The sequence below is a fragment of the Microbacterium songi genome, from assembly GCF_042747925.1.
Classification (GTDB): domain Bacteria; phylum Actinomycetota; class Actinomycetes; order Actinomycetales; family Microbacteriaceae; genus Microbacterium.
The window spans coordinates 319,754-339,993 of record NZ_JBHZIE010000004.1 but is presented as its reverse complement, the minus strand read 5'-3'; the positions used below and the strand labels follow the sequence as shown (position 1 = coordinate 339,993).

The 20,240-nt window shown below is 68.8% G+C and carries 18 protein-coding genes; 12 read left to right on the top strand and 6 right to left on the bottom strand.

The window, feature by feature from the left end:
- The first annotated feature begins 29 nt into the window (after positions 1-29).
- On the top strand, positions 30-1,037 hold the full coding sequence (locus ACFM35_RS08055; protein WP_378840631.1) for a 1-aminocyclopropane-1-carboxylate deaminase: 1,008 nt from the start codon (positions 30-32) through the stop codon (positions 1,035-1,037).
- A gap of 10 nt (positions 1,038-1,047) precedes the next feature.
- On the opposite strand, the gene ACFM35_RS08050 is transcribed toward ACFM35_RS08055, so the two are convergent.
- Positions 1,048-2,514, bottom strand: coding sequence for an RNB domain-containing ribonuclease (locus ACFM35_RS08050; RefSeq protein ID WP_378840629.1), 1,467 nt, complete (start codon positions 2,512-2,514; stop codon positions 1,048-1,050).
- 94 nt (positions 2,515-2,608) lie between these two features.
- Here ACFM35_RS08050 and ACFM35_RS08045 point away from each other — a divergent pair, with 94 nt between their 5' ends.
- Positions 2,609-4,375 carry a proline--tRNA ligase gene (locus ACFM35_RS08045; protein ID WP_378840627.1) on the top strand — a complete coding sequence of 589 codons (1,767 nt, stop codon included), beginning with the start codon at positions 2,609-2,611 and terminating at the stop codon, positions 4,373-4,375.
- A 23-nt stretch (positions 4,376-4,398) separates the two neighbouring features.
- Here ACFM35_RS08045 and ACFM35_RS08040 read toward each other — a convergent pair whose 3' ends face one another.
- The 3 genes from ACFM35_RS08040 to ACFM35_RS08030 form a co-directional block, all read right to left on the bottom strand.
- Positions 4,399-4,818: a hypothetical protein gene (locus tag ACFM35_RS08040; RefSeq protein WP_378840625.1), complete on the bottom strand. Its 420-nt coding sequence runs from the start codon at positions 4,816-4,818 to the stop codon at positions 4,399-4,401.
- Between the two features lie 112 nt (positions 4,819-4,930).
- Positions 4,931-7,288 (bottom strand): immune inhibitor A domain-containing protein, encoded by a 2,358-nt coding sequence (locus ACFM35_RS08035; protein WP_378840622.1) that lies wholly within the window; start codon positions 7,286-7,288, stop codon positions 4,931-4,933.
- Between the two features lie 220 nt (positions 7,289-7,508).
- Positions 7,509-8,012 (bottom strand): pyridoxamine 5'-phosphate oxidase family protein, encoded by a 504-nt coding sequence (locus ACFM35_RS08030; protein WP_378840619.1) that lies wholly within the window; start codon positions 8,010-8,012, stop codon positions 7,509-7,511.
- A gap of 113 nt (positions 8,013-8,125) precedes the next feature.
- Here ACFM35_RS08030 and ACFM35_RS08025 point away from each other — a divergent pair, with 113 nt between their 5' ends.
- From ACFM35_RS08025 to rbfA, 5 genes are all read left to right on the top strand, one after another.
- Entirely contained in the window at positions 8,126-10,039 is a 1,914-nt protein-coding gene (locus ACFM35_RS08025; protein ID WP_378840617.1) for a lipase family protein, read from the top strand.
- Between the two features lie 123 nt (positions 10,040-10,162).
- Entirely contained in the window at positions 10,163-11,152 is a 990-nt protein-coding gene (gene nusA, locus ACFM35_RS08020) for a transcription termination factor NusA (RefSeq protein ID WP_378840614.1), read from the top strand.
- 81 nt (positions 11,153-11,233) lie between these two features.
- Positions 11,234-11,485: a YlxR family protein gene (locus ACFM35_RS08015; protein WP_378840611.1), complete on the top strand. Its 252-nt coding sequence runs from the start codon at positions 11,234-11,236 to the stop codon at positions 11,483-11,485.
- Between the two features lie 112 nt (positions 11,486-11,597).
- Entirely contained in the window at positions 11,598-14,387 is a 2,790-nt protein-coding gene (infB, locus tag ACFM35_RS08010; protein ID WP_378840706.1) for a translation initiation factor IF-2, read from the top strand.
- 95 nt (positions 14,388-14,482) lie between these two features.
- The gene (rbfA, locus tag ACFM35_RS08005) at positions 14,483-14,980 is read left to right on the top strand and encodes a 30S ribosome-binding factor RbfA (protein ID WP_378840608.1); all 498 of its coding nucleotides are present in this window, start codon (positions 14,483-14,485) and stop codon (positions 14,978-14,980) included.
- Position 14,981: 1 nt separating this feature from the next.
- Here rbfA and ACFM35_RS08000 read toward each other — a convergent pair whose 3' ends face one another.
- Positions 14,982-15,866 (bottom strand): HhH-GPD family protein, encoded by an 885-nt coding sequence (locus ACFM35_RS08000; RefSeq protein WP_378840605.1) that lies wholly within the window; start codon positions 15,864-15,866, stop codon positions 14,982-14,984.
- 141 nt (positions 15,867-16,007) lie between these two features.
- Between ACFM35_RS08000 and ACFM35_RS07995 the strand changes: the two genes are divergently transcribed.
- Genes ACFM35_RS07995 through ACFM35_RS07975 form a run of 5 tightly spaced genes read left to right on the top strand, consistent with a single transcriptional unit; the run spans position 16,008 to position 19,440 of the window.
- Complete coding sequence (locus ACFM35_RS07995) at positions 16,008-16,694, top strand: nucleoside/nucleotide kinase family protein (protein ID WP_378840603.1); 687 nt, start codon at positions 16,008-16,010, stop codon at positions 16,692-16,694.
- Positions 16,694-17,602 carry a tRNA pseudouridine(55) synthase TruB gene (gene truB, locus ACFM35_RS07990; RefSeq protein ID WP_378840600.1) on the top strand — a complete coding sequence of 303 codons (909 nt, stop codon included), beginning with the start codon at positions 16,694-16,696 and terminating at the stop codon, positions 17,600-17,602. The genes ACFM35_RS07995 and truB overlap by 1 nt, the downstream gene beginning before the upstream one ends.
- Complete coding sequence (locus ACFM35_RS07985) at positions 17,599-17,967, top strand: hypothetical protein (RefSeq protein WP_378840598.1); 369 nt, start codon at positions 17,599-17,601, stop codon at positions 17,965-17,967. The genes truB and ACFM35_RS07985 overlap by 4 nt, the downstream gene beginning before the upstream one ends.
- A 58-nt stretch (positions 17,968-18,025) precedes the next feature.
- Positions 18,026-18,472 (top strand): hypothetical protein, encoded by a 447-nt coding sequence (locus ACFM35_RS07980; protein WP_378840596.1) that lies wholly within the window; start codon positions 18,026-18,028, stop codon positions 18,470-18,472.
- A complete protein-coding gene (locus ACFM35_RS07975; protein ID WP_378840593.1) occupies positions 18,469-19,440 on the top strand; it encodes a bifunctional riboflavin kinase/FAD synthetase in 972 nt (323 codons plus the stop codon). Before ACFM35_RS07980 ends, ACFM35_RS07975 begins: the two co-directional genes overlap by 4 nt.
- A gap of 16 nt (positions 19,441-19,456) precedes the next feature.
- Here ACFM35_RS07975 and deoC read toward each other — a convergent pair whose 3' ends face one another.
- On the bottom strand, positions 19,457-20,173 hold the full coding sequence (gene deoC / locus ACFM35_RS07970) for a deoxyribose-phosphate aldolase (protein WP_378840591.1): 717 nt from the start codon (positions 20,171-20,173) through the stop codon (positions 19,457-19,459).
- Positions 20,174-20,240: the final 67 nt, after the last annotated feature.

Here is a 20,240-nt window from a genome sequence, read left to right as displayed (position 1 = left end):
TGAGGACACCCGACCCGAAGGAACGCGACATGCCCCTCTCAGATTTCGAGCGCTACCCGCTGACTTTCGGACCGAGTCCGATCCACCATCTGCCCCGCCTCACGCAGCACCTCGGCGGAGCCCAGGTGTGGGCGAAGCGGGAGGACGTCAACAGCGGTCTCGCATTCGGGGGCAACAAGACACGCAAGCTCGAATACCTGATCCCCGAGGCGCTCGCCCAGGGCGCGGACACCCTCGTCTCGATCGGCGGCTACCAGTCGAACCACACCCGCCAGGTGGCCGCCGTGGCGGCGAAGCTGGGGCTCAAGGCGCGGCTCGTGCAGGAGAACTGGGTCGAGTGGCCCGATCCGCTGAGCGATCGCGTCGGCAACATCCAGCTGTCCCGCATCATGGGCGCGAAGGTCACGCTCGACTCGGCGGGCTTCGACATCGGCATCCGCTCCAGCTGGCAGGCCGCGATCGACGAAGTGGTGTCCGAGGGCGGTACTCCCTACGCGATCCCGGCGGGGGCCTCCGACCATCGACTCGGTGGGCTGGGGTTCGCGAACTGGGCCTACGAGGTGGAGCAGCAGGAACGCGAGCTCGGCGTCTTCTTCGACACGATCATCGTCTGCACCGTGACCGGTTCGACGCACGCGGGCATGATCGCGGGCTTCGCGGGGCAGGAGCGCCCTCGGCGCGTGATCGGGATCGATGCATCCGCCACCCTGCAGAAGACGCGCGATCAGGTCGAGCGCATCGCTCGGAACACAGCCGAGCTGATCGGGCTCGGGCGGGACCTGCGCGATGACGAGATCACGATCCTCGAAGGCTGGGCGGGCGACCTCTACGGCATCCCGGTCGACTCGACGCTGGATGCCATCCGGCTGGGTGGCTCGCTCGAGGCGATGATCACCGATCCCGTCTACGAGGGCAAGTCGCTCGCCGGACTCATCGATCTCGTGGCATCGAAGGAGATCCCCGCGACGAGCAACGTCCTGTACGCCCACCTCGGCGGGCAGCTCGCGCTCAACGCCTACAGCGGACTGTTCCGCTGACCGCGTCCGCTCATCGACCGTCGGTGCCGCCCGGCGCGTCGAGAGCGGCGAAGTCGATCGTGCCGGTCGCGATGTCGACGCGCTGCAGGCGCAGACGCACCGTCGACCCGGGTTCGGCCCCCAGCCCCGCCACCGAAACGGTCACCGCCGGTCCGTTCAACTGCACCCGTGCCCCGTCGCCCCGTCTTCCGAGGACCGTGCCGGTGAACACGGTGCCCTCTCGTCCTCTCAGCAGAGCCGCCTCGACGCGGTCGACCGACGCGGCATCCGCGCGTCCGGCCAGCTGTCCGGTGCGACCCATGATCTTCGGCAGCTCGTCCAGGCTCGTGCGCGCCCATTCGGGCACTTCTCGCCCGTTGGCCAGTGCCTCGCAGATGACGAGGGACCAGCGGTCGACCAACCGTCGCAGCGGCGCGGTGGTATGCGCGTAGGGAGCGCCGATGGCGGCCTGCGTCGCGTCGGCGGGCGGCGTGCCGTCGAAGGCCGCGTATCCGGCTCCTCGGAAGAGGGAGGCGGCCGCGTCTGCGACCGCGAGCGCCGCGCGGTCATCGCGGTCGAGCCCCCGGAGGTAGTCGCCGTATCCCACCTCCGCGGGCCAGGGCAGGCCGAGCGCTGCTGCCCGGGTTCGGAACACCTCGACATCTGCGGCGGCGGCCTGCGGCATGGTGCGCAGGATGCCGATGCCACCGTCGAGCATGATGCGAGCGGCAGCCATGCCGGTCAGCAGCGAGACCTGCGCGTTCCAGTCCTCCACCGGCAGCGGCGCCCGCCGTTCGAGACGGTAGCCGTCCTGGTCGGCGATGATCTCCACGTCGGGCACGTTCAGACTGGCGCCTCCGCGCTCGCGTTCGCGCGCGGCCCGCAGGGGGCCGAACCAGGCGAGGGCCAGAAGGGACTCGGGCCCCGTTCCGTCGTCGATGGCGCGCTGGGCCTCGGCGTAGCTCCATTGCCGACGCGAGCGGACGACGGCGCGGCGCACCGTGACCTCCGTCGGGCGCGCGCCGTCGTCGAGCACGAGACGCCAGACGAAGGCTCGGCGGTCCCGATCGGGGAGGAGCGAGGCCGCGTCCTCGCTAATCCGGGGCGGATGCAGCGGGATCCGGCCGCCGGCCGTGTAGATCGTCTGGCCGCGCCGGCGCGCCTCTGCGTCGATCGCTCCGCCGGGCGCCACGAAAGCGGGGACGTCGGCGATCGCATAGTGCAGCACGGCTCCGGTCGCCGAGCGTGACAGATGCAGCGCCTGATCGAGGTCCTGCGAACCCTCGGGGTCGATCGTGAGGAACTCGATGTCGCGCAGATCCTCCACCCCGGCGCCGGCCGGGTCGTCGGGGACCGACGCCGCCGCGTCCTGCGCCTCGGCGAGGACATCAGGTGAGAACGCGCCCGGCAGGTCGAGCTCGGCGGGCAGGGCGGCGAGAGCGGCGGCCAATTCGCCCGCCGCCGCGGCGGAGACGAGGCGGGAACGACGGGCGGGCACGTGGTCAGTGTAGGGACACGCTTGCCGACGTGGGCGGATGAGCACCCTCGCGACGCGCCTGGCCGCGGTATCCGCCCGCCTAGACTTGGTGCTCGTGGTCACCCGTCTCTCGCACTACTTCCTGCGCACGCTCCGCGAAAACCCCTCCGACGCGGAGGTGGCGAGTCATCGCCTGCTGGTGCGCGCCGGTTACATCCGTCGTACCGCGCCCGGGATCTTCGCGTGGCTGCCGCTCGGCCTGAAGGTCAAGGCAAAGATCGAGGGCATCATCCGCGACGAGATGACTGCCGCCGGCGCCTACGAGGTGCATTTCCCGGCGCTCGTGCCCCGCGACCCGTACGAGCAGTCCGGCCGCTGGGAGACCTACGGGAACGGCATCTTCCGGCTCAAGGATCGCAACGACGCCGATTACCTGCTGGCGCCCACCCACGAAGAGCTCTTCACGCTGCTGGTGAAGGACCTGTACTCGTCGTACAAGGATCTGCCGCTGGCGATCTATCAGATCCAGGACAAGTACCGCGATGAGGCGCGACCTCGCGCGGGCCTCCTGCGCGGGCGCGAGTTCACGATGAAGGACGCCTACTCGTTCGATTACACGGACGCGGGATTGGATGCCTCGTACCAGCGTCAGCGCGACGCGTACGAGCGCATCTTCACGCGCCTCGGACTGGAGTACGTCATCGTCGCCGCCGACAACGGCTTGATGGGCGGGGCGCGGAGCGAGGAGTTCCTGCACCCCACCCCGATCGGCGAGGACACCTTCGTACGGACGGCCGGCGGGTACGCGGCCAATGTCGAGGCGTTCACCACGGTGGTGCCGGACGCGCTCCCGTTCGACGACCTCGCCGAGCCGGTCATCTTCGATTCGCCGAACACGCCGACGATCCAGACGCTCGTCGACCACGCCAACGCGAACCTCGACGCGCCCGCGGAGGGGGAGTGGACGGCCGCGCACACCCTGAAGAACGTGGTCCTCGCGCTCACCCACCTCGACGGCACTCGCGAACTCGTCGTGGTCGGGCTTCCCGGCGACCGCGACGTCGACGACAAGCGCGTGGAGGTCGCCTTCGCGCCCGCTGCCGTCGAAGCCGCCACGGCGGATGACTTCGAGCGCCATCCGCTGCTCGTGAAGGGGTACATCGGACCCTGGTCGGAGACCGGCGCGATCCTCGGCGAGGAGTCGGCCACCGGCATCCGCTACGTGCTCGACCCTCGGGTGGTCGAGGGGACCAGCTGGATCACCGGGGCGAACATCGACCAGAAGCACGTCCACACGCTGGTCGCCGGCCGCGATTTCACCGGCGACGGGTTCGTCGAGGTCTCGACCGTTCGGGCGGGAGACCCCGCTCCCGACGGCTCCGGCCCGATCGAGCTCGCCCGCGGCATGGAGATCGGTCACGTGTTCCAGCTCGGACGCTTCTTCGCCGAGACGCTGGGGCTCAAGGTGCTCGACGAGAACGGCAAGCTCGTCACCGTCACCATGGGTTCGTACGGAATCGGGGTGACGCGCATCCTTGCGATCATCGCCGAGCTCAACAACGACGACAAGGGCCTCATTTGGCCCGAGTCCGTGTCCCCGTTCGACGTGCACGTCGTGGCGACGGGCCGGGATGCTGCGGCTTTCGAGCTCGCCGAGTCGCTGTCGGCCGATCTCGAGGCATCCGGATTCGACGTGCTCTACGACGATCGGGCGAAGGTCTCACCCGGTGTGAAGTTCGGCGACGCCGAGCTCATCGGCGTGCCGCAGATCATCATCGTGGGTCGCGGGGCCGTCGACGGGCAGGTCGAGCTGTGGGACCGTCGCACCGGCGACCGGGAAGTCGTGCCGGCGGTCGAGGCCGTGGGACGGCTTCGCGCCTGACCCTGACCCGGTCCGGGTTCGGGTCAGCGGACGATCTGCAGGCTCACGATGCGAGCGGGCGTGCCGGTGCCGCAGGAGGCGTCCCCGGGAGAGGCCGTTTCGATCTTGACCAGGACGGTGTCGCCCACCGCGACCTCCTGATCGACCGGGCCGATGAGTGACCACGTCGTGCCGTCGTCGGTGACGACGTCATGGCAGCCGTCGCTGGTCGCCGACACCCGACCGGCGACGGTGCCGGCTGCCTTGGCATCGGACGGACCGCTCGGCGGACCGGTGGGTCGTGGCGTGGTGGGGAGCTCGCTCGACGACATCGGAGTGGACGACCCGGACGGACCGGTGGGGCCCGACGAGCCGGAGCCCTGACCTGCGGCGCACCCCGTGACGGTGGCGGCCAGGCTCCCCGTGGCGAGCACGGCGACAGCGATTCTCAACGACACGCGCATGATGACTCCTTCGTGGGGCTCCGAGAAGACCCGGCGGATGGACCATCCTGCGCCCCGAAACCGTGCAGCGCCCGGGAGTCGGACTCCCGGGCGCCGCACAGATGGGTGTGGATCAGAACAGTCCGACGGTCATCGACGTCCCGTTCTGCTGCAGGACGAGCATCCGCACGCCCACGGCGGGCAGTTTGACGCCGTGGTTCGGCAGCTCCTCGTACCAGTACTTCTTGCGGTCATCGAACAGCGGAGACGGCAGCTGGCTGCGTACCGTGCTCTTCTTGCCGTCCACATGCAGGTTCAGCGTGTCGGTCAGCTTGAACCCGAACGGCGCGTCGTACACCTGCACGCGCGCGCGCCACAGATTGCCGTTGACGTCCTTCAGCGGCTTGGGGTGCGCGTCGATGTAGAGGTTGCGTCCGCTGCCGGGGTGCACGAAGGTGTCGTTGTCCGCATAGGACGTGTCCCAGTACGAGATGAGCAGACCCTGCTGGTAGGGATAGTGGTCCACGAAGTCCGGCTTCGTCGACGCGTATCCGAAGAAGTAGGGACCCGTCTTCAGGTACTTGTCGTAGGAGACGTACGACCGGTTGGCGGCGATGTAGTAGTTGTCGTACTGCGCCGTCGAGGAAGAGCCGACGTTCGCGAACCCGTCCGCCGTCCAGCCGTTGTCGCCCGACTCGGCGTCGTCCGTGAAGACTCCGGCGATCGCGATGTCATCGACGAACAGGCCGTTCGGCACCTCGGGGTCGTTCCCTCCGACAGCGGGGTCGGTGGAGTAGCGGAATCGGAGATCGACCGTCTGACCGGCGTACGCACTCAGATCGAACGATGCTGCCGTCCAGTCCGCCTGCGTGCCGTCGATGCCGTTGCCACCGTCGTCGTTCGTGATGCTGCCGGGGATGGCGACGAAGCCGGAGCCCGCATCCACCTCGACGAACGCGTAGTCGCAGGCGTCCGGACCGCAGTCCTCGATATCCCAACGGGCCTGGAACGTGAGCTGAGGAGCTCCCACCGGGAGCGTCACCGATCGTGTCAGGGTGTTGCTCAGATCGGCTTCGTCTCCGCTGTACCACTGGTGCGCTCCGCTGAACGGGTCGCCGAGAGGTGTGGCGACGTCCTTCTTCGGGAGCGTGACGATGATCGCCTGCTTCTTCTTGGAGTTGTACTCCGCCGGGCCGAGTCGAACGATCTTCCGTTCGCCCGCCGTCACCGACTGGTAGTCGAGCCACCCGAGCTGGAGCTTGTTCCACGCGCCGAGGTCTCCGCCGCGCTCGCCGATCCCCTGGTCGCTCTTCGCGCCGAGTCGGCTCTGCGCCATGAGCGTCCAGTGCTCGTTGTTGTTGTCGCCGCCCGATTCGACGTTGTAGTCGTCGGGCAGCCCGAGGTCGTGCCCGTACTCGTGGTAGAAGACGCTCCGGCCGCCGTTCTCCGGCTGGATCGTGTAGTCGCCGATCCAGACGTCCGACGAACCGATCTGCGTTCCGCCGAGGGGGTTCTCGCCCGGCCCGGTCGCGCCCTGGTCGTTCGAGAAGGCGTACCAGCGGTGACTCCAGATGGCGTCGCTGCCGTAGATGGGGTCACCGTCGGCCTCGTCACCCCCGGCGTGCACGATCTGGAAGTGGTCGATGTAGCCGTCGGGCTCGTTGAACTCGCCGTCGCCGTCGAAGTCGTAGCGATCCCACTGGTCGAAGGACGCGAGATCGGCGTTGACTTCCGTCTCAGACCGGCCCTGCGCGAGCTGGTCCTGGTACCAGACGTTCGCTGCGTCCCGGACGAGGTTCCACACCGTGCTGCAGACGTTGCTGCCGCACAGGTTGGTGCCGTAGCGCCCCTGGGTGTACGGAACCTTCACCCAGTCGGTCACTTCGCCGTTCAGGCTGTAGCGACCCGAGGACTGCGACTCGTAGTACGTGCGCAGCGACTCGTCCTCACCGAAGTAGAGGTCCTGGAAGTGCGACTGCGAATAGTCGGCCTGCCACACCGTGCTGTTGTCGACCGCGCGGTTCGGCTCCGGGATCTGGTTGCGCAGGGGACCTTCGGTGCGCTGCGCATCCTCCGCCGACGGGATGTTGGCGAGCTTCTCATCGCCGAACTCCGCGAGGATCACGAACACGCGGTCGGTCGTCTCACGGGAGAGTTCGACGTACTGATCCTTACGGGGCTTGAAGTCGAAGAATCCCCGTCGGCTCTCGGCGTTCCCGCCCGGGGCGGCTCCGGCGTCTGAGCCGTTGCCGAGGTTCACCACGGTGCTGGAGCCGCGCTGCTCGGGCGTCGCCTCCCCGTTCAGGACCGACGTGATCGCCTGCTCGCGCAGAGCAGACCGTTTCTCGTCGAGCGGGTTGGGCAGGTTGTCCGTGGGGACGGACTCCGCTGCGGGAGGGACGGCCGCGGGGGCGGCGAATGCGGGACCGGCGGCGGTGAGGCCGGCACCCACGAGCGCCGCACAGACGACGCTGACGAGCAGTTTTCGCACGAATGACTCCATTTGTGAGGGTGCCGTCGTCGCTGAGGTCGGCGGCGGAACGTCAAGAGCGCAATCACCGGGCCGCACGTGCGCGGAGGGGTGCCTCAGACTCTCGTTCGTATTGCGCGCGCCGGTTCGGCGCTCTGGGGAGTCTATGAATGGGCCGAGAGTTCGACAAGACCTTGCCGAGAAGGTCCGCCTGCGATACGGACCTCGCAACTCCCGCGGATCAGTGGGTGATCCGCCCGTGGTTCATGATGTCGTCGTCGGGGGTGTCCTTGCTCACGAAGGCCTTCAGCATCCCCGCGGCCAGCGCGATCTTCCCCTTCGCGGGCTCCCAGAACTCCGTTTCGACCGGAGTGACCTTCAGGAGCGCGATGTCGGGGGTGTCCAGTCCCTCCTCGAACCAGATGTCGAGCGACGGCGAGTACAGCTCCTTCATCTTGTCCGCATCGTGGACCACGCTCGCCCGTCCCGCGACCGACACGTAGCGCATGCCCTTCGCATCGCAGTACGACAGTCCGACCTCGTGGTGGGCCTCGGCCTCGTCGACCTTCTTGGAGTCATCCGAGGTGAAGAACCAGATGTCGCCGTTGTCGTCCATCTGCCTCGTGCTCATCGGTCTGCTCACCAGATTGCCGGCGTCGTCTCGTGTCGTCAGCATCGTGAAGTCGATGTCTTCCACCAGATCCTTGACGCGGGCGATGGCCTCGGGTCCTGTCAGTTCAGTCATGGTCCGAGCCTGTCGCCGGGGTTCTTCCGCGACAAGGGATTGACAGGTCGGATGCCGCGTTCTAGCTGTTCCTCGCAGAGATCACGCAGATACGGCCGACTTATCATGGGCCGGTGGCCGGGGGACTCGATGAGCGCGGGCGCTCCATGCCCTGGAGCGCTCTCCCACGCATGATCGTCCGTGCGCCGCCGAGGGTCGTGCTCGTCGTCGGACTGGCTGTCGTCATCCTCGGTCTTCTCATCGTCACGCGGCCGCTGACATCGCTTCTCCTCCTGGGCGTGTACGTCGGACTCAGCGCCATCATCTCGGGCATCTTCGACCTGATCGCGACGCACCGGAGACCGCGCTGGTGGACGCGGGTCTTCGCCGTCCTGTGGATGGTCGGCGGCGCGGCCGTCCTGATCTGGCTGGGACGCAGCCTCGAACTCCTCCCCGCAGCGCTCGCCGTCCTTCTCCTCGTCGGCGGACTCGCGTCGCTCGGCGACGCCGTGGTCCGCGGCCGTGCCAGCGAACGCGTCCTTGCTGCGGCGTGGGGCGGGGCGCAGGTCGTGTTCGGCATCCTGGCGCTCACGTGGCCCGACGTCTCCGTGCTCGTGGTGGCCGTCGTCTTCGGTATTCGCACGATCGTGTCCGGTATCGCGCTGCTCGTCCAAGCGGTGCAGGGCCTGCTCGCCCAGGACGCCGCCCACACGGCGGCGCAGGCAGCGACCGACGAAGCCGACGGACGCGTCCCCGCCGTCGAGGCGGTACCCGACCCCGCCCGAGTCGCCCGCACCCACGCGCGCAGGCGCCGATCGGCGGATGCCGGACGGTACGCCCTGTCCCTGGTGCTGGTGGTGGCGGCGGCGGGCGGCTGGGCGCTGAACGACTACCTCGAGGACGGCGCCCCCGTGGTGGACGCCTTCTACAATCCGCCCTCCTCGGTTCCGGCCGAGCACGGCAAGCTCATCCGGTCGGACGACTACCCGGGACGCGCGCCGAAGGACGGGCGGGTGCACCGGATCCTGTACACGACCGAGGACGCGCTCGGCCGCCCGGCGGTCGCGAGTGCGCTCGTGATCACACCGACCGAGCCGATCGAGGGCGCAAGCCCCGTCGTGATCTGGAATCACGGCACCACCGGCGTCGCCCAGGGGTGCGCGCCGAGCCTGCGTGACGCGTCGGCGACGAAATGGGCGATCCCCGCGTTGGACGATGCGATGGCGCGAGGCTGGGTCGTGGTGGCGTCCGACTATTCCGGCCAGGGTGCCCCCGGGGACTATCCGTATCTGATCGGGCTGGGTGAGGCTCGCTCGTCACTGGATGCCGTGCTCGCCGCCCGGGAGTTCGAGGCGAGGTCGACCAGCCAGTGGGTGGAGATGTCCGCCCGGACCGTCGTATGGGGTCACTCGCAAGGGGGTCATGCCGGTCTGTGGACCTCGCAGATCGCGGGGGAGTACGCCCCGATGCTGAGTGTGGTCGGGACGGTCGCCATCGCGCCGGTCGCCGATCCGTACGCGCTCGCCAAAGAGATGCTGCGCGGCAGTGCGGGCGCCGAGCTGTCCGTGCTGTCGTCCTGGGTGCTGGTCCCCTACGCCGACACGTACGCCGACGTGAAGGTGAACGACTACGTGCCGCCCGAGGCGCGCACGCTGGTGCGCGAGATGACGCAGCGCTGCCTCAGCGAACCGGGCGTGGTCGTGTCAATGGTGTCGGCCCTCGGCGTGTCGGAGGATCGGCCGCTCTTCTCCGTGGGGCTGATCGGCGGTCCGCTCGGCAAGCGGCTGCAGGAGAACGCGGTCAAAGGACCGCTCCCCGGTCCCCTGCTGGTGGCGTGGGGCACGGACGACGAAGTCGTGCCCCCCAAGCTGCAGGAGGAGTTCGTCGCGGCGCAGTGCGCGGCGGGTGAGGAGGTCGAGGCGATCCCGATCAAGGGGTACACGCATCTGCAGACGATCCTTCCGAAGTCGAGCCTCCTCCCGGAGCTGATCTCCTGGACCGACGCCCGTTTCGAGGGCGAGGAGCCTGCGCCCTCCGATTGCCCCTAGGCCCGGGGCCACCTCGTCGGCTCCTTCGGGCTTCCCAGACGGTTCGGACGCGGCATCCGGTAATGTAGGCGGGATGTCGTCGCGCACGTTCGCGACGGCGAGAGCTGAATATGGAGGGCCATCATGGACATCGATCTCGGACTGCTGCGCACGGTTGAACGCGAGAAGGAGATTCCCTTCGAGGAACTCGTCCGCATCATCGAGCAGGCGATCCTCACGGCATACGCGAAGCACACATCGCCCACAGGCGAGCTGCCCGCCGGCGCACGCGCAGAGCTGGATCGCAAGACCGGCCATGTCGCCGTGTTCATCCCTCTCACCGACGAAGAGGGCCTCGTGATCGGCGAGGAGGAGAGCACGCCGGACGACTTCGGCAGGATCGCCGCTTTCGCCGCGAAGCAGGTCATCGGCCAGCGGCTGCGCGACATCGCCGACGACGCCGTCCTGGGCGAGTTCAAGGGCAAAGAGGGCGACATCGTCGCCGGGGTCATCCAGCAGGGACCGAACCCCCGCATGGTGCACGTCGATCTCGGCACGGTCGAGGCCATCCTTCCTCCCGAGGAGCAGGTCGCCGGCGAGAAGTACACGCACGGCGCCCGTGTCCGCGTGTATGTGACGTCTGTGTCGAAGGGCAACAAGGGTCCGCAGATCACGGTCTCGCGGACGCATCCCGGTCTCGTTCGCAAACTGTTCGCCCTCGAGGTGCCGGAGATCGCCTCCGGCCTCGTCGAGATCGTCTCGCTCGCCCGTGAAGCCGGCCACCGCACCAAGATCGCGGTCAAGGCGAACGATCCGTCGATCAACGCGAAGGGCGCCTGCATCGGAGAACTCGGACGCCGCGTGCGCGCCGTGACCGAGGAGCTCAACGGCGAGAAGATCGACATCGTCGACTACCACCCCGAGCTGGCGAAGTTCGTGGCCAACGCCCTGTCGCCGGCGAAGGTGACGTCGAGCTTCATCCTCGATCAGACCTCCAAAGCGGTGCGGGCGCTCGTCCCCGACTACCAGCTCTCGCTGGCGATCGGCAAGGAAGGGCAGAACGCCCGTCTCGCCGCCAAGCTGACCGGCGCGAAGATCGACATCCAGCCCGACAGCATCCTCGAGGACGCCTGAACGACGGCAACGCGGTCGCCGTGACGCCTGCGACACCGACGGGGTCGATGTCGCAGGCGGTGCACGAGGGGGAGGTGTAACATGGAGCCCGTACGAACGTGCGTCGGTTGTCGTGCGCGTGCCTCCCGGTCCGCCCTTCTCAGGGTGGTGGCCACCCACTCCGCTCTCATCCCCGATGAGCGCGCGGTGATGCCGGGGAGGGGCGCGTGGGTGCATCCGACGAATGAATGCGTGGATGCCGCCATCCGGCGCCGCGCCTTCGTACGTGCATTGCGCGCGTCAGGTCCTCTTGACTCGCAGACCCTCACCGAACACCTCCAGCGAAACGGCTGAACGGCTATGGAATCAAAGTGAACGGCTCGAAATGAGTCCCGTCCGCAACTAACGGTCTGCCCTGCCTGGGTGGATCCCAGACAGGAGAATTGTGGCTAACGCCAAACCCCGTGTGCATGAAATCGCCTCCGAGCTCGGAGTCGACAGCAAGGTCGCCCTCGCGAAGCTCAAAGAGCTCGGCGAATTCGTGAAGAGTCCCTCTTCCACCATCGAGCCTCCCGTGGCCCGCAAGCTCCGCGCCGCGCTCGCCTCCGAGGCCGGCTCCGCCGCGCCTGCCGGCGCCCCTGCTGCGGCCAAGCCCGCAGCAGCACCGTCCGGCGCGACCCGCACGCCCGGTCGTCCCGGTCCCGCCCGTCCGGCGGCTCCCGCGGCACCCGTGCCCGCGCCCGCCGCTGCCACTCCGGCCCGCCCCGCGCCGGCGGCTCCCGCTGCGCCCGCCGCGGAGACACCTTCCGCTCCGGCCGCCGCAACCCCGTCCGCTCCGGCACCGGCAGCGCCCGCAGCATCCGACGCGCCGGCGTCCTCGGCGCCCACCCCGGGTGGTGCCGCTCCCGGCGCTCCCCGTCCCGGTGGCGCCCCACGTCCGGGCAACAACCCGTTCGCGTCGGCGCAGGGCATGGGTCAGCGTCCCGCGGGTCCGCGTCCGGGGAACAACCCGTTCGCGTCGACGCAGGGCATGGGCCAGCGTCCGAGCCCCGGAAACATTCCGCGTCCGCAGGCGCCGCGTCCCGGCGCTCCCCGTCCGGGCGCCCCGCGTCCCGGCGGCCCCGGTCGTCCCGGCGGTGCCGGTCGTCCCGGTGGTGCGCCGTTCCAGCAGCGCTCCGGTGGTCCTGGTCGTCCCGGCGGCGCCGGCGGCTTCCAGCGTCCCGGCGGCGCTCCCGGTGGAGCACCGGCCGGCGGTTTCGCCGGTCGTCCCGGCGGCGGCGGTCCCGGCAGCCGACCCGGTCGTGGCGGCACAGCCGGTGCGTTCGGTAAAGGCGGCGGCAAGTCGAAGCAGCGCAAGTCGCGTCGTGCCAAGCGTCAGGAATTCGAGATGCGGGATGCCCCGACCGTAGGTGGCATCAACGTCTCGCGCGGCAACGGCGAGATCATCCGTATGCGCCGCGGAGCATCCATCTCGGACTTCGCCGACAAGATCGAGAACATCACCGGCTATACGGTGCAGCCCGGCACGCTCGTCACGATCCTCTTCAACCTGGGTGAGATGGCGACCGCGACGGAGTCGCTCGACGAGGCGACCTTCGAGGTGCTGGGTGTCGAGCTCGGCTACAAGATCCAGATGGTCTCGCCCGAGGACGAAGACAAGGAGCTCCTTGAGGGCTTCGGTCTCGATCTCGAGGCGGAGCTGGAGAACGAGAACGAGGAAGACCTCGAGATCCGTCCTCCGGTCGTCACCGTCATGGGTCACGTCGACCACGGTAAGACCCGGCTGCTCGACGCCATCCGCCAGACGAACGTGGTCGCGGGCGAGGCCGGCGGCATCACGCAGCACATCGGTGCCTACCAGGTGTGGACCGAGCACGACGGCATCGAGCGCGCGATCACGTTCATCGACACCCCGGGTCACGAGGCGTTCACCGCCATGCGTGCGCGTGGTGCGCAGGTGACGGATCTCGCGATCCTGGTGGTCGCGGCCGACGACGGCATCATGCCTCAGACGGTCGAGGCGCTGAACCATGCGCAGGCGGCGAACGTGCCGATCGTGGTCGCGGTGAACAAGATCGACAAGCCCGACGCGAATCCCGCGAAGGTCCGCCAGCAGCTGACCGAGTACGGTCTGGTCGCCGAGGAGTACGGCGGAGACGTGATGTTCATCGATGTCTCGGCCCGCAACAACGTCGGCATCCAGGAGCTCCTGGACGCGGTGCTGCTCACGGCGGACGCCGGACTCGACCTCACGGCGAACCCGAACAAGGCCGCCCGTGGTGTCGCGATCGAAGCCAAGCTCGACAAGGGCCGCGGCTCCGTGGCGACCGTGCTCATCCAGTCCGGAACGCTCCGGGTCGGCGACGCGATCGTGGCCGGTACGGCTTACGGCCGCGTGCGGGCCATGGCGGACGAGAACGGCGACGCCGTTCTCGAGGCGTTCCCGTCTCGCCCGGTGCAGGTGCAGGGTCTCAACTCGGTGCCCCGCGCCGGTGACACCTTCATCGTCACGGACGAGGACCGTCTCGCCCGCCAGATCGCTGAGAAGCGTGAGGCTGCCGAGCGCAACGCCCAGCTGGCCAAGGCACGCAAGCGCATCTCGCTCGAGGACTTCACCCGTGCTCTGCAGGAGGGCAAGGTCGAATCCCTCAACCTCATCATCAAGGGCGACGTGTCCGGTGCCGTCGAGGCACTGGAGGAGTCGCTTCTCAAGATCGAGGTCGACGACTCGGTGCAGCTGCGCATCATCCACCGCGGTGTCGGTGCGGTGACCGAGTCGGATGTGAACCTGGCGACGATCGACAACGCGATCATCATCGGCTTCAATGTGCGTCCCGACGCCAAGGCCCGCGAGCGTGCATCGCGCGAAGGCGTCGACATCCGGTTCTACTCGGTCATCTACAACGCGATCGACGACGTCGAGCAGTCCCTCAAGGGCATGCTCAAGCCGGAGTTCGAAGAGATCCAGTCGGGTGTGGCCGAGATCCGCGAGGTGTTCCGCTCTTCCAAGTTCGGCAACATCGCCGGTGTCATCGTCCGCTCCGGAACGATCACGCGCAACGCGAAGGCCCGCGTCATCCGCGATGGCGTCGTCATCGCCGATGGTCTTGCCATCGAGTCGCTGCGTCGCTTCAAGGACGACGTCACCGAGGTTCGGACGGACTTCGAGGCCGGTATCGGTCTCGGCAAGTTCAACGACATCCAGATCGGCGACGAGATCGAGACGACCGAGATGATCGAGAAGCCTCGCGGCTGATCCGCATCGGTCACCCCGTCAGGATGCCCCGCCCTCACCGGGGCGGGGCATCCTGCGTACGCATCACCCTCTGGCAGGAAATGAAGGAGAACGACATGGCAGGCGAACGACAGGCCCGTGTGGCCGACCGCATCCGCGTGGTGCTGGCCGAACGGCTCGAGAAGGGCTTGCGCGACCCGCGTCTGGGCTTCGTCACCATCACGGATGTGAAGGTGACGGGCGACCTGCAGCACGCATCCGTGTTCTACACGGTCATGGGCGATGAGGCGCTCCGGGCAGACACGGCCGCCGCCCTCAAGTCGGCGACCGGACTCCTTCGGACCGAGGTGGGCAAGAACCTCAACACGCGACTCACCCCGACGCTCGAGTTCTTCCTCGACGCGATCCCCGAGAACGCCGACCACATCGCGGCGCTTCTCCAGGAGGCGCGCGAGCGCGATGCGGCGGTGGCCGCCCTCGCCGCCACCGGCGCCTACGCGGGCGACCCCGACCCCTACGTCAAGCCGCGCGAATTCGACGAGCAGACCGACGAGGTCGACGAGGTCGACGACGCCGACGATTCCGAGGGTGCCGCGGAGCAGAAGACGGTCTGAGTCAGACTCGGGCGTCGAGCGCTCCGGGCAGAGCGAGAAGACCGGCGGATGCCTCGGCCAATCCGTCGGCCACCAGCGAGTCGATCGCGCGGTCGCGCTGCCGGGCATCGGGCCAGTCGACGAGGATGTCCTGGAGGGGAAGAGCCGATGATGAGGCATCCCGCAACGCCCTGAGGACTGCTCCCCGTGCCTGGCGGTCGCTGCCCTCGTAGCGCGCCTGCCGACGCCTCGTGTCGCCCGTGTCGGGATAGCCCGCAGTGCGCCATGCGCACACGTGCGCGAGCGGGCAGATCGGGCAGCGTGGCGCACGCGCGACGCAGACCGTCGCACCCAGTTCCATCGCCGCGGCGTTCGTGACTCCCGCAGCATCCCGCTCCTGCGGGAGGACGGCCTCCATCGCCGCGAGGTCGCGAGCCGACGGCGGACCGGGTTGCCCGGCCCCGTCGATCACCCGCGCGAGCACACGCCGCGTGTTCGTGTCGACCACGGGGTGCCTGTCGCCGTAGGCGAAGACCGCCACCGCCCGCGCCGTGTAGTCGCCGATGCCGGTGAGAGACAGCAGGTCATCCACGTCCCGGGGAACGACCCCGTTGTGGCGTTCCTGGATCTGCACCGCCGCGCGGTGCAGCCACAGCGCCCGTCGCGGGTACCCCAGATTCGCCCATTGACGGACGGCCTCGGCCGGGGCGTCCGCGGCCAGTGCCGCAGGCGTCGGCCATCGTGTCAGCCACGCTTCGAGGTGGGGGATGACGCGGGTCACCGGCGTCTGCTGCAGCATGAACTCGCTCACGAGTACACCCCAGGCCCCGAATCCCTCGGCACGCCAGGGCAGGTCGCGCGCATGCTCGCGGTACCACGCGATGAGCGGGGTGGCGAGGTCGGGCATGCGTGCCAGCCTAGGGCGACGACCCGCGGGTTCCGATCGCGGCACTCGACGGACCTCCGGCGTCCGGCGACGCGGGCCGGCCGGCGGTCCGCGCAGCGTCCGGGCGCCGATCCGCTGCGCCCGCGACTCTAGGCTGGAAGCATGCGCCTGCCGACCACCCCTGTCACGACCCTCCAGCGCGAGCTGCGCGATGAGGTGCGCCAGCACTACCGCGGGGGCCGCGTGATCGTCGCCGTCGACGGCGTGGACGGCTCGGGCAAGACCACCTTCGCCGACGGACTGGCCGAGGCCTTCGCCGAAGCCGACACCGCGGTCTTCCGCGCGAGCATCGACGGTTTCCACCGGCCGCGGGTCGAGCGCTACGCGCGCGGACGCACGTCGCCCGACGGCTTCTACCGTGATTCGTTCGACTACAGCACCTTCCGCCGGGTGCTGGTCGACCCGTTCCTCGACGGTGCGCAGACATCGGCGGCAACGGGGTTCCAGCTCAGCGCGTTCGACGTCGCGCGCGACGCGCCCGTCGAGGCGCAGTGGGTGACGGCCCCTCGCGACGCCGTTCTGATCGTCGACGGGGTGTTCCTCCTCCGCCCCGAGCTGCGAGGCCTGTGGCACTGGTCGCTCTGGCTGGAGGTGCCGTTCCGCGTCGCCTACGCGCGGATGGCGCTGCGCGACGGCAGCGATCCCGACCCCGACGCCCCGTCCAACGCCCGCTACCGTCAGGGTCAGGAGCTCTACCTCCGCGAGGCGAGGCCGAGGTACGCGGCATCCGCCATCGTCGAGAACAGCGACCTCGCCCACCCGGTGCGCATCTTCGGGGACTACTGCTGATGGCGGACGACTCGGCGCCGTCGGGGATCCTGCTCGTCGACAAGCCCGGCGGCATGACCAGCCACGATGTCGTCTCGCGCGCGCGCAAGGCGCTCGGCACGCGCAAGATCGGTCACGCCGGCACCCTCGATCCGATGGCCACGGGCCTCCTCGTCCTCGGCGTCGGGCCGGCCACACGGCTGCTGACATTCATCGTCGGTCTCGACAAGACGTACGAGGCCACGATCCGGCTGGGGTCGACGACCGACACGGACGACGCGGACGGTGCCGTCACATCGAGAGCGGATGCCGCAGCCCTCGCCCTCGTCGATGCGCCGGCGATCGCCGAGGCCATGGCCCCGCTCGCCGGTGACATCTCCCAGGTGCCGAGCACCGTGTCGGCCATCAAGGTCGACGGTCGGCGTGCCTACGACCTCGCCCGTGAGGGCGCCGAGGTCTCGCTCACGGCACGGGACGTCTCGGTGTCGCGGTTCGATCTGCTGGCTCGACGCGACCTGTCCGACGGATTCGATCTCGACGTGGTCGTTGACTGTTCGAGCGGCACGTACGTGCGTGCACTCGCGCGCGACCTCGGAAGGTCGCTCGGCGTCGGCGGGCACCTGACGGCACTGCGCAGAACACGCATCGGTCCATTCCCGGTTCAGGGCGCAGCATCCATCGATCAGCTCGCGGATGCCGCGCTGCAGACGGCCGCCGATGTCGGTGCGCTTCTGCTCGGTCGTTTCGATGCGACGCAGGCGGAGGCGCTCGACCTGCGCCAAGGCAAGCGACTGGTCGGCGCCGCGGACCGCATGGCCGGCAAGCGGGCGGCTGCGATCGATCCGGACGGCATGATGATCGGCGTCGTCCACCGGCGGGGGAGCGATGTGAAGAGTGAGATGAATCTGCCGACGGGGAAGTACGTATGATCCTCTGGTTCACGTACGTGCAGGTCGGCGTCGCCACCGTCGGCGGTCTCCTGTGCGTCGTGCTCGGACTCGCCGGGCGCCGGCCCAGCGACCTCTCGGTCGGGGCGCTCGCTCTGCTCGAGTTGCTGCTCATCGCCCAGATCGTGGTCGCCGTCATCGCGCCGTTCGCCGGCAACTCGCCCTCGGGGAGTCTGCTGGAGTTCTGGGTCTACCTCGTCTCGGCCGCGCTCCTCCCTCCCGCGGGCGCCGCGTGGGCGCTGCTGGAGCGCAGCAGGTGGAGCACGGTCATCATGGGCATCGCCGCGCTCGCGGTGGCCGTCATGGTCTGGCGGATGCAGACGATCTGGACCATCCAGATCGCCTGAGGGTGACCCTCCATCCGCCGCAGCCGCGACACCGTGCCGGCTCTAGGATTGTGAGGTCATGTCATCTGCCGTCCCCTCTCGCCGCATGACCGGTATCGGACGTGTGCTCGTGGTCGTCTACGCGATCATGGCGCTCGCCGCCACCGGTCGCTCGCTCGTCCAGCTCATCGAGAAATACGATGAAGCGCCGCTCGCCTACACGCTGTCCGCGATGTCGGCGGTCGTCTACGTCGTCGCCACTCTCGCGCTGATCTTCTCGCGCTCACGCCGCTGGTACGCGATCGCCTGGGTCGCGATCGTGTTCGAACTCGCGGGGGTGCTCGTCATCGGCGCTCTGAGCCTGGTGCTGCCCGAGCTGTTCGCCCACCCCACCGTCTGGTCGTGGTTCGGGATGGGATACCTGTTCATCCCGCTCGTGCTGCCGTTCTTCGGGCTGTGGTGGCTCGTCACGCATCGGCCGATCGACGCGGGTACGACGCAGGTTGCGGCGGTGGCGCGGTCATGATCGTCTTCCGAGACCCCACGGAGGTCCCCGAGGGCTTCGGGCCGTCCGTGGTGACGATCGGCAAATTCGACGGGGTGCATGCCGGCCACCGTGCCATCATCAATCGCGCACGGGTGGATGCCGCATCCCACGACTCACGCGTCGTCGCGGTGACCTTCGACCGCAACCCGCTGAGTCTCCTTCGTCCTGAACTCTGCCCGCCGAGTCTGATCGGAGTGACGCAGAAGCTGCAGTTCCTCGCCGAGGCCGGGGTGGACGCGACGCTCCTGCTCACGTTCGACGAGGTGCTGGCCGCGCTTCCGGCGCGAGAGTTCGTGGAGCACGTCCTGGTCGCCTCGCTGGGTGTGCACACGGTCCTCGTGGGCGAGGACTTCCGCTTCGGGCACAAGGGTGCCGGAGACTCGGAGCTGCTGCGGTCCCTCGGTGACGAGTACGGCTTCCGCGTGGACGTCATCCCGGACGTCCGCGCGATCCACGACGACCGTCGCGTGTCGTCCACCTGGATCCGCGAGCTGCTCGCAGAGGGAGACGTGCGCACGGCGGGCAGGGTGCTCGGACGTCCGGCGTCGGTCTGGGGTGAGGTGGTGCACGGGCTGAAGCGAGGTCGCGAACTCGGCTTCCCGACCGCGAACCTCTCCGTCGATCTGGAGGGGTTCGTCCCCGCCGACGGCGTGTACGCCGGATGGCTGATCGACGAGGAGCCCGAGACGGCGACCTCCGTCGAGCCGCGGCGCAGCATCCGGTACCCCGCGGCCATCAGCGTCGGCACCAACCCCACCTTCGACGATGTCCCCACGCGCCAGGTCGAGGCGTACGTCCTCGACGAGACCGACATCGACCTCTACGGCCATCACGTCGAAGTGCAGTTCATCGACCGCATCCGCGGAATGGTCGCGTTCGAGGGGATCGATCCGCTCATCGTGCAGATGACGGATGACGTGCGACAGGTGCGGGCGGCGCTCAGCTGACCGAGTCGGCCCGGGGTCAGTAGGACGAGTCGTCCGTCGCGCCGGTCGCGCCCTCACCGGCGAGGATGGCGCGCAGTTCGCCCAGGATCGTCGCACTGCCGCTCGTACCCAGTCGGGTTGCGCCGGCGTCGATCATGTCGAGCGCATTCTGGAGGCTGCGGACGCCCCCGGATGCCTTCACCTGCACATCGGCGCCCACGCTCGCGCGCATCAACCGGACGTGCTCGAGCGTCGCGCCGCCGCCCGCGAAGCCGGTGGAGGTCTTCACGAAGGTCGCGCCACCCTCCTCGGTCAGGCGGCTGCCGCGCGCGATCTGCTCGTCGTCGAGGTATGCCGTCTCGAGGATCACCTTCGAAACGTGGCCGGCAGCAGCATTCGTCACGGCAGCGATGTCCGCGACGACGTCGTCATCCAGCCCCGAACGCAGCCAGCCGATGTTGATGACCATGTCGACCTCACGTGCACCGTCCGCGAGCGCCCGTTCGGTCTCGGCCACCTTCGCGGCCGTCGACGTCGTGCCGTGCGGGAAGCCGATCACCGTGCCGACCGCCACTCCCGAGCCCTCGAGGCGCTTCACCGCGTAGGCGATGTCGGAGGGACGGACGCAGACGCTGAAGACCTTCCATTCGCGGGCGATGTCGAGCTCGGCGTCCACGTCGGCGCGGGTGAGCTCCGGCTTGAGGATGGCGTGATCGATGGTGGCGGCGAGGTCGGCTTCGCTGAGCTGAGGCATGCCTCCAGCCTACGCAGGCAGAGGATCTCCGGGGATGAACCCGCGATCGGAGCTTCTTCGGGACGAG

Bases quoted from the DNA above. Each gene is read 5' to 3' on its own strand.
- ACFM35_RS08055 (WP_378840631.1), top strand. From the start codon at position 30: ATGCCCCTCTCAGATTTCGAGCGCTACCCGCTGACTTTCGGACCGAGT.
- ACFM35_RS08040 (WP_378840625.1), bottom strand. From the start codon at position 4,818: ATGCGCGTGTCGTTGAGAATCGCTGTCGCCGTGCTCGCCACGGGGAGC.
- ACFM35_RS08030 (WP_378840619.1), bottom strand. From the start codon at position 8,012: ATGACTGAACTGACAGGACCCGAGGCCATCGCCCGCGTCAAGGATCTG.
- nusA (WP_378840614.1), top strand. From the start codon at position 10,163: ATGGACATCGATCTCGGACTGCTGCGCACGGTTGAACGCGAGAAGGAG.
- ACFM35_RS08015 (WP_378840611.1), top strand. From the start codon at position 11,234: ATGGAGCCCGTACGAACGTGCGTCGGTTGTCGTGCGCGTGCCTCCCGG.
- rbfA (WP_378840608.1), top strand. From the start codon at position 14,483: ATGGCAGGCGAACGACAGGCCCGTGTGGCCGACCGCATCCGCGTGGTG.
- ACFM35_RS08000 (WP_378840605.1), bottom strand. From the start codon at position 15,866: ATGCCCGACCTCGCCACCCCGCTCATCGCGTGGTACCGCGAGCATGCG.
- ACFM35_RS07995 (WP_378840603.1), top strand. From the start codon at position 16,008: ATGCGCCTGCCGACCACCCCTGTCACGACCCTCCAGCGCGAGCTGCGC.
- truB (WP_378840600.1), top strand. From the start codon at position 16,694: ATGGCGGACGACTCGGCGCCGTCGGGGATCCTGCTCGTCGACAAGCCC.
- ACFM35_RS07985 (WP_378840598.1), top strand. From the start codon at position 17,599: ATGATCCTCTGGTTCACGTACGTGCAGGTCGGCGTCGCCACCGTCGGC.
- ACFM35_RS07980 (WP_378840596.1), top strand. From the start codon at position 18,026: ATGTCATCTGCCGTCCCCTCTCGCCGCATGACCGGTATCGGACGTGTG.
- ACFM35_RS07975 (WP_378840593.1), top strand. From the start codon at position 18,469: ATGATCGTCTTCCGAGACCCCACGGAGGTCCCCGAGGGCTTCGGGCCG.
- deoC (WP_378840591.1), bottom strand. From the start codon at position 20,173: ATGCCTCAGCTCAGCGAAGCCGACCTCGCCGCCACCATCGATCACGCC.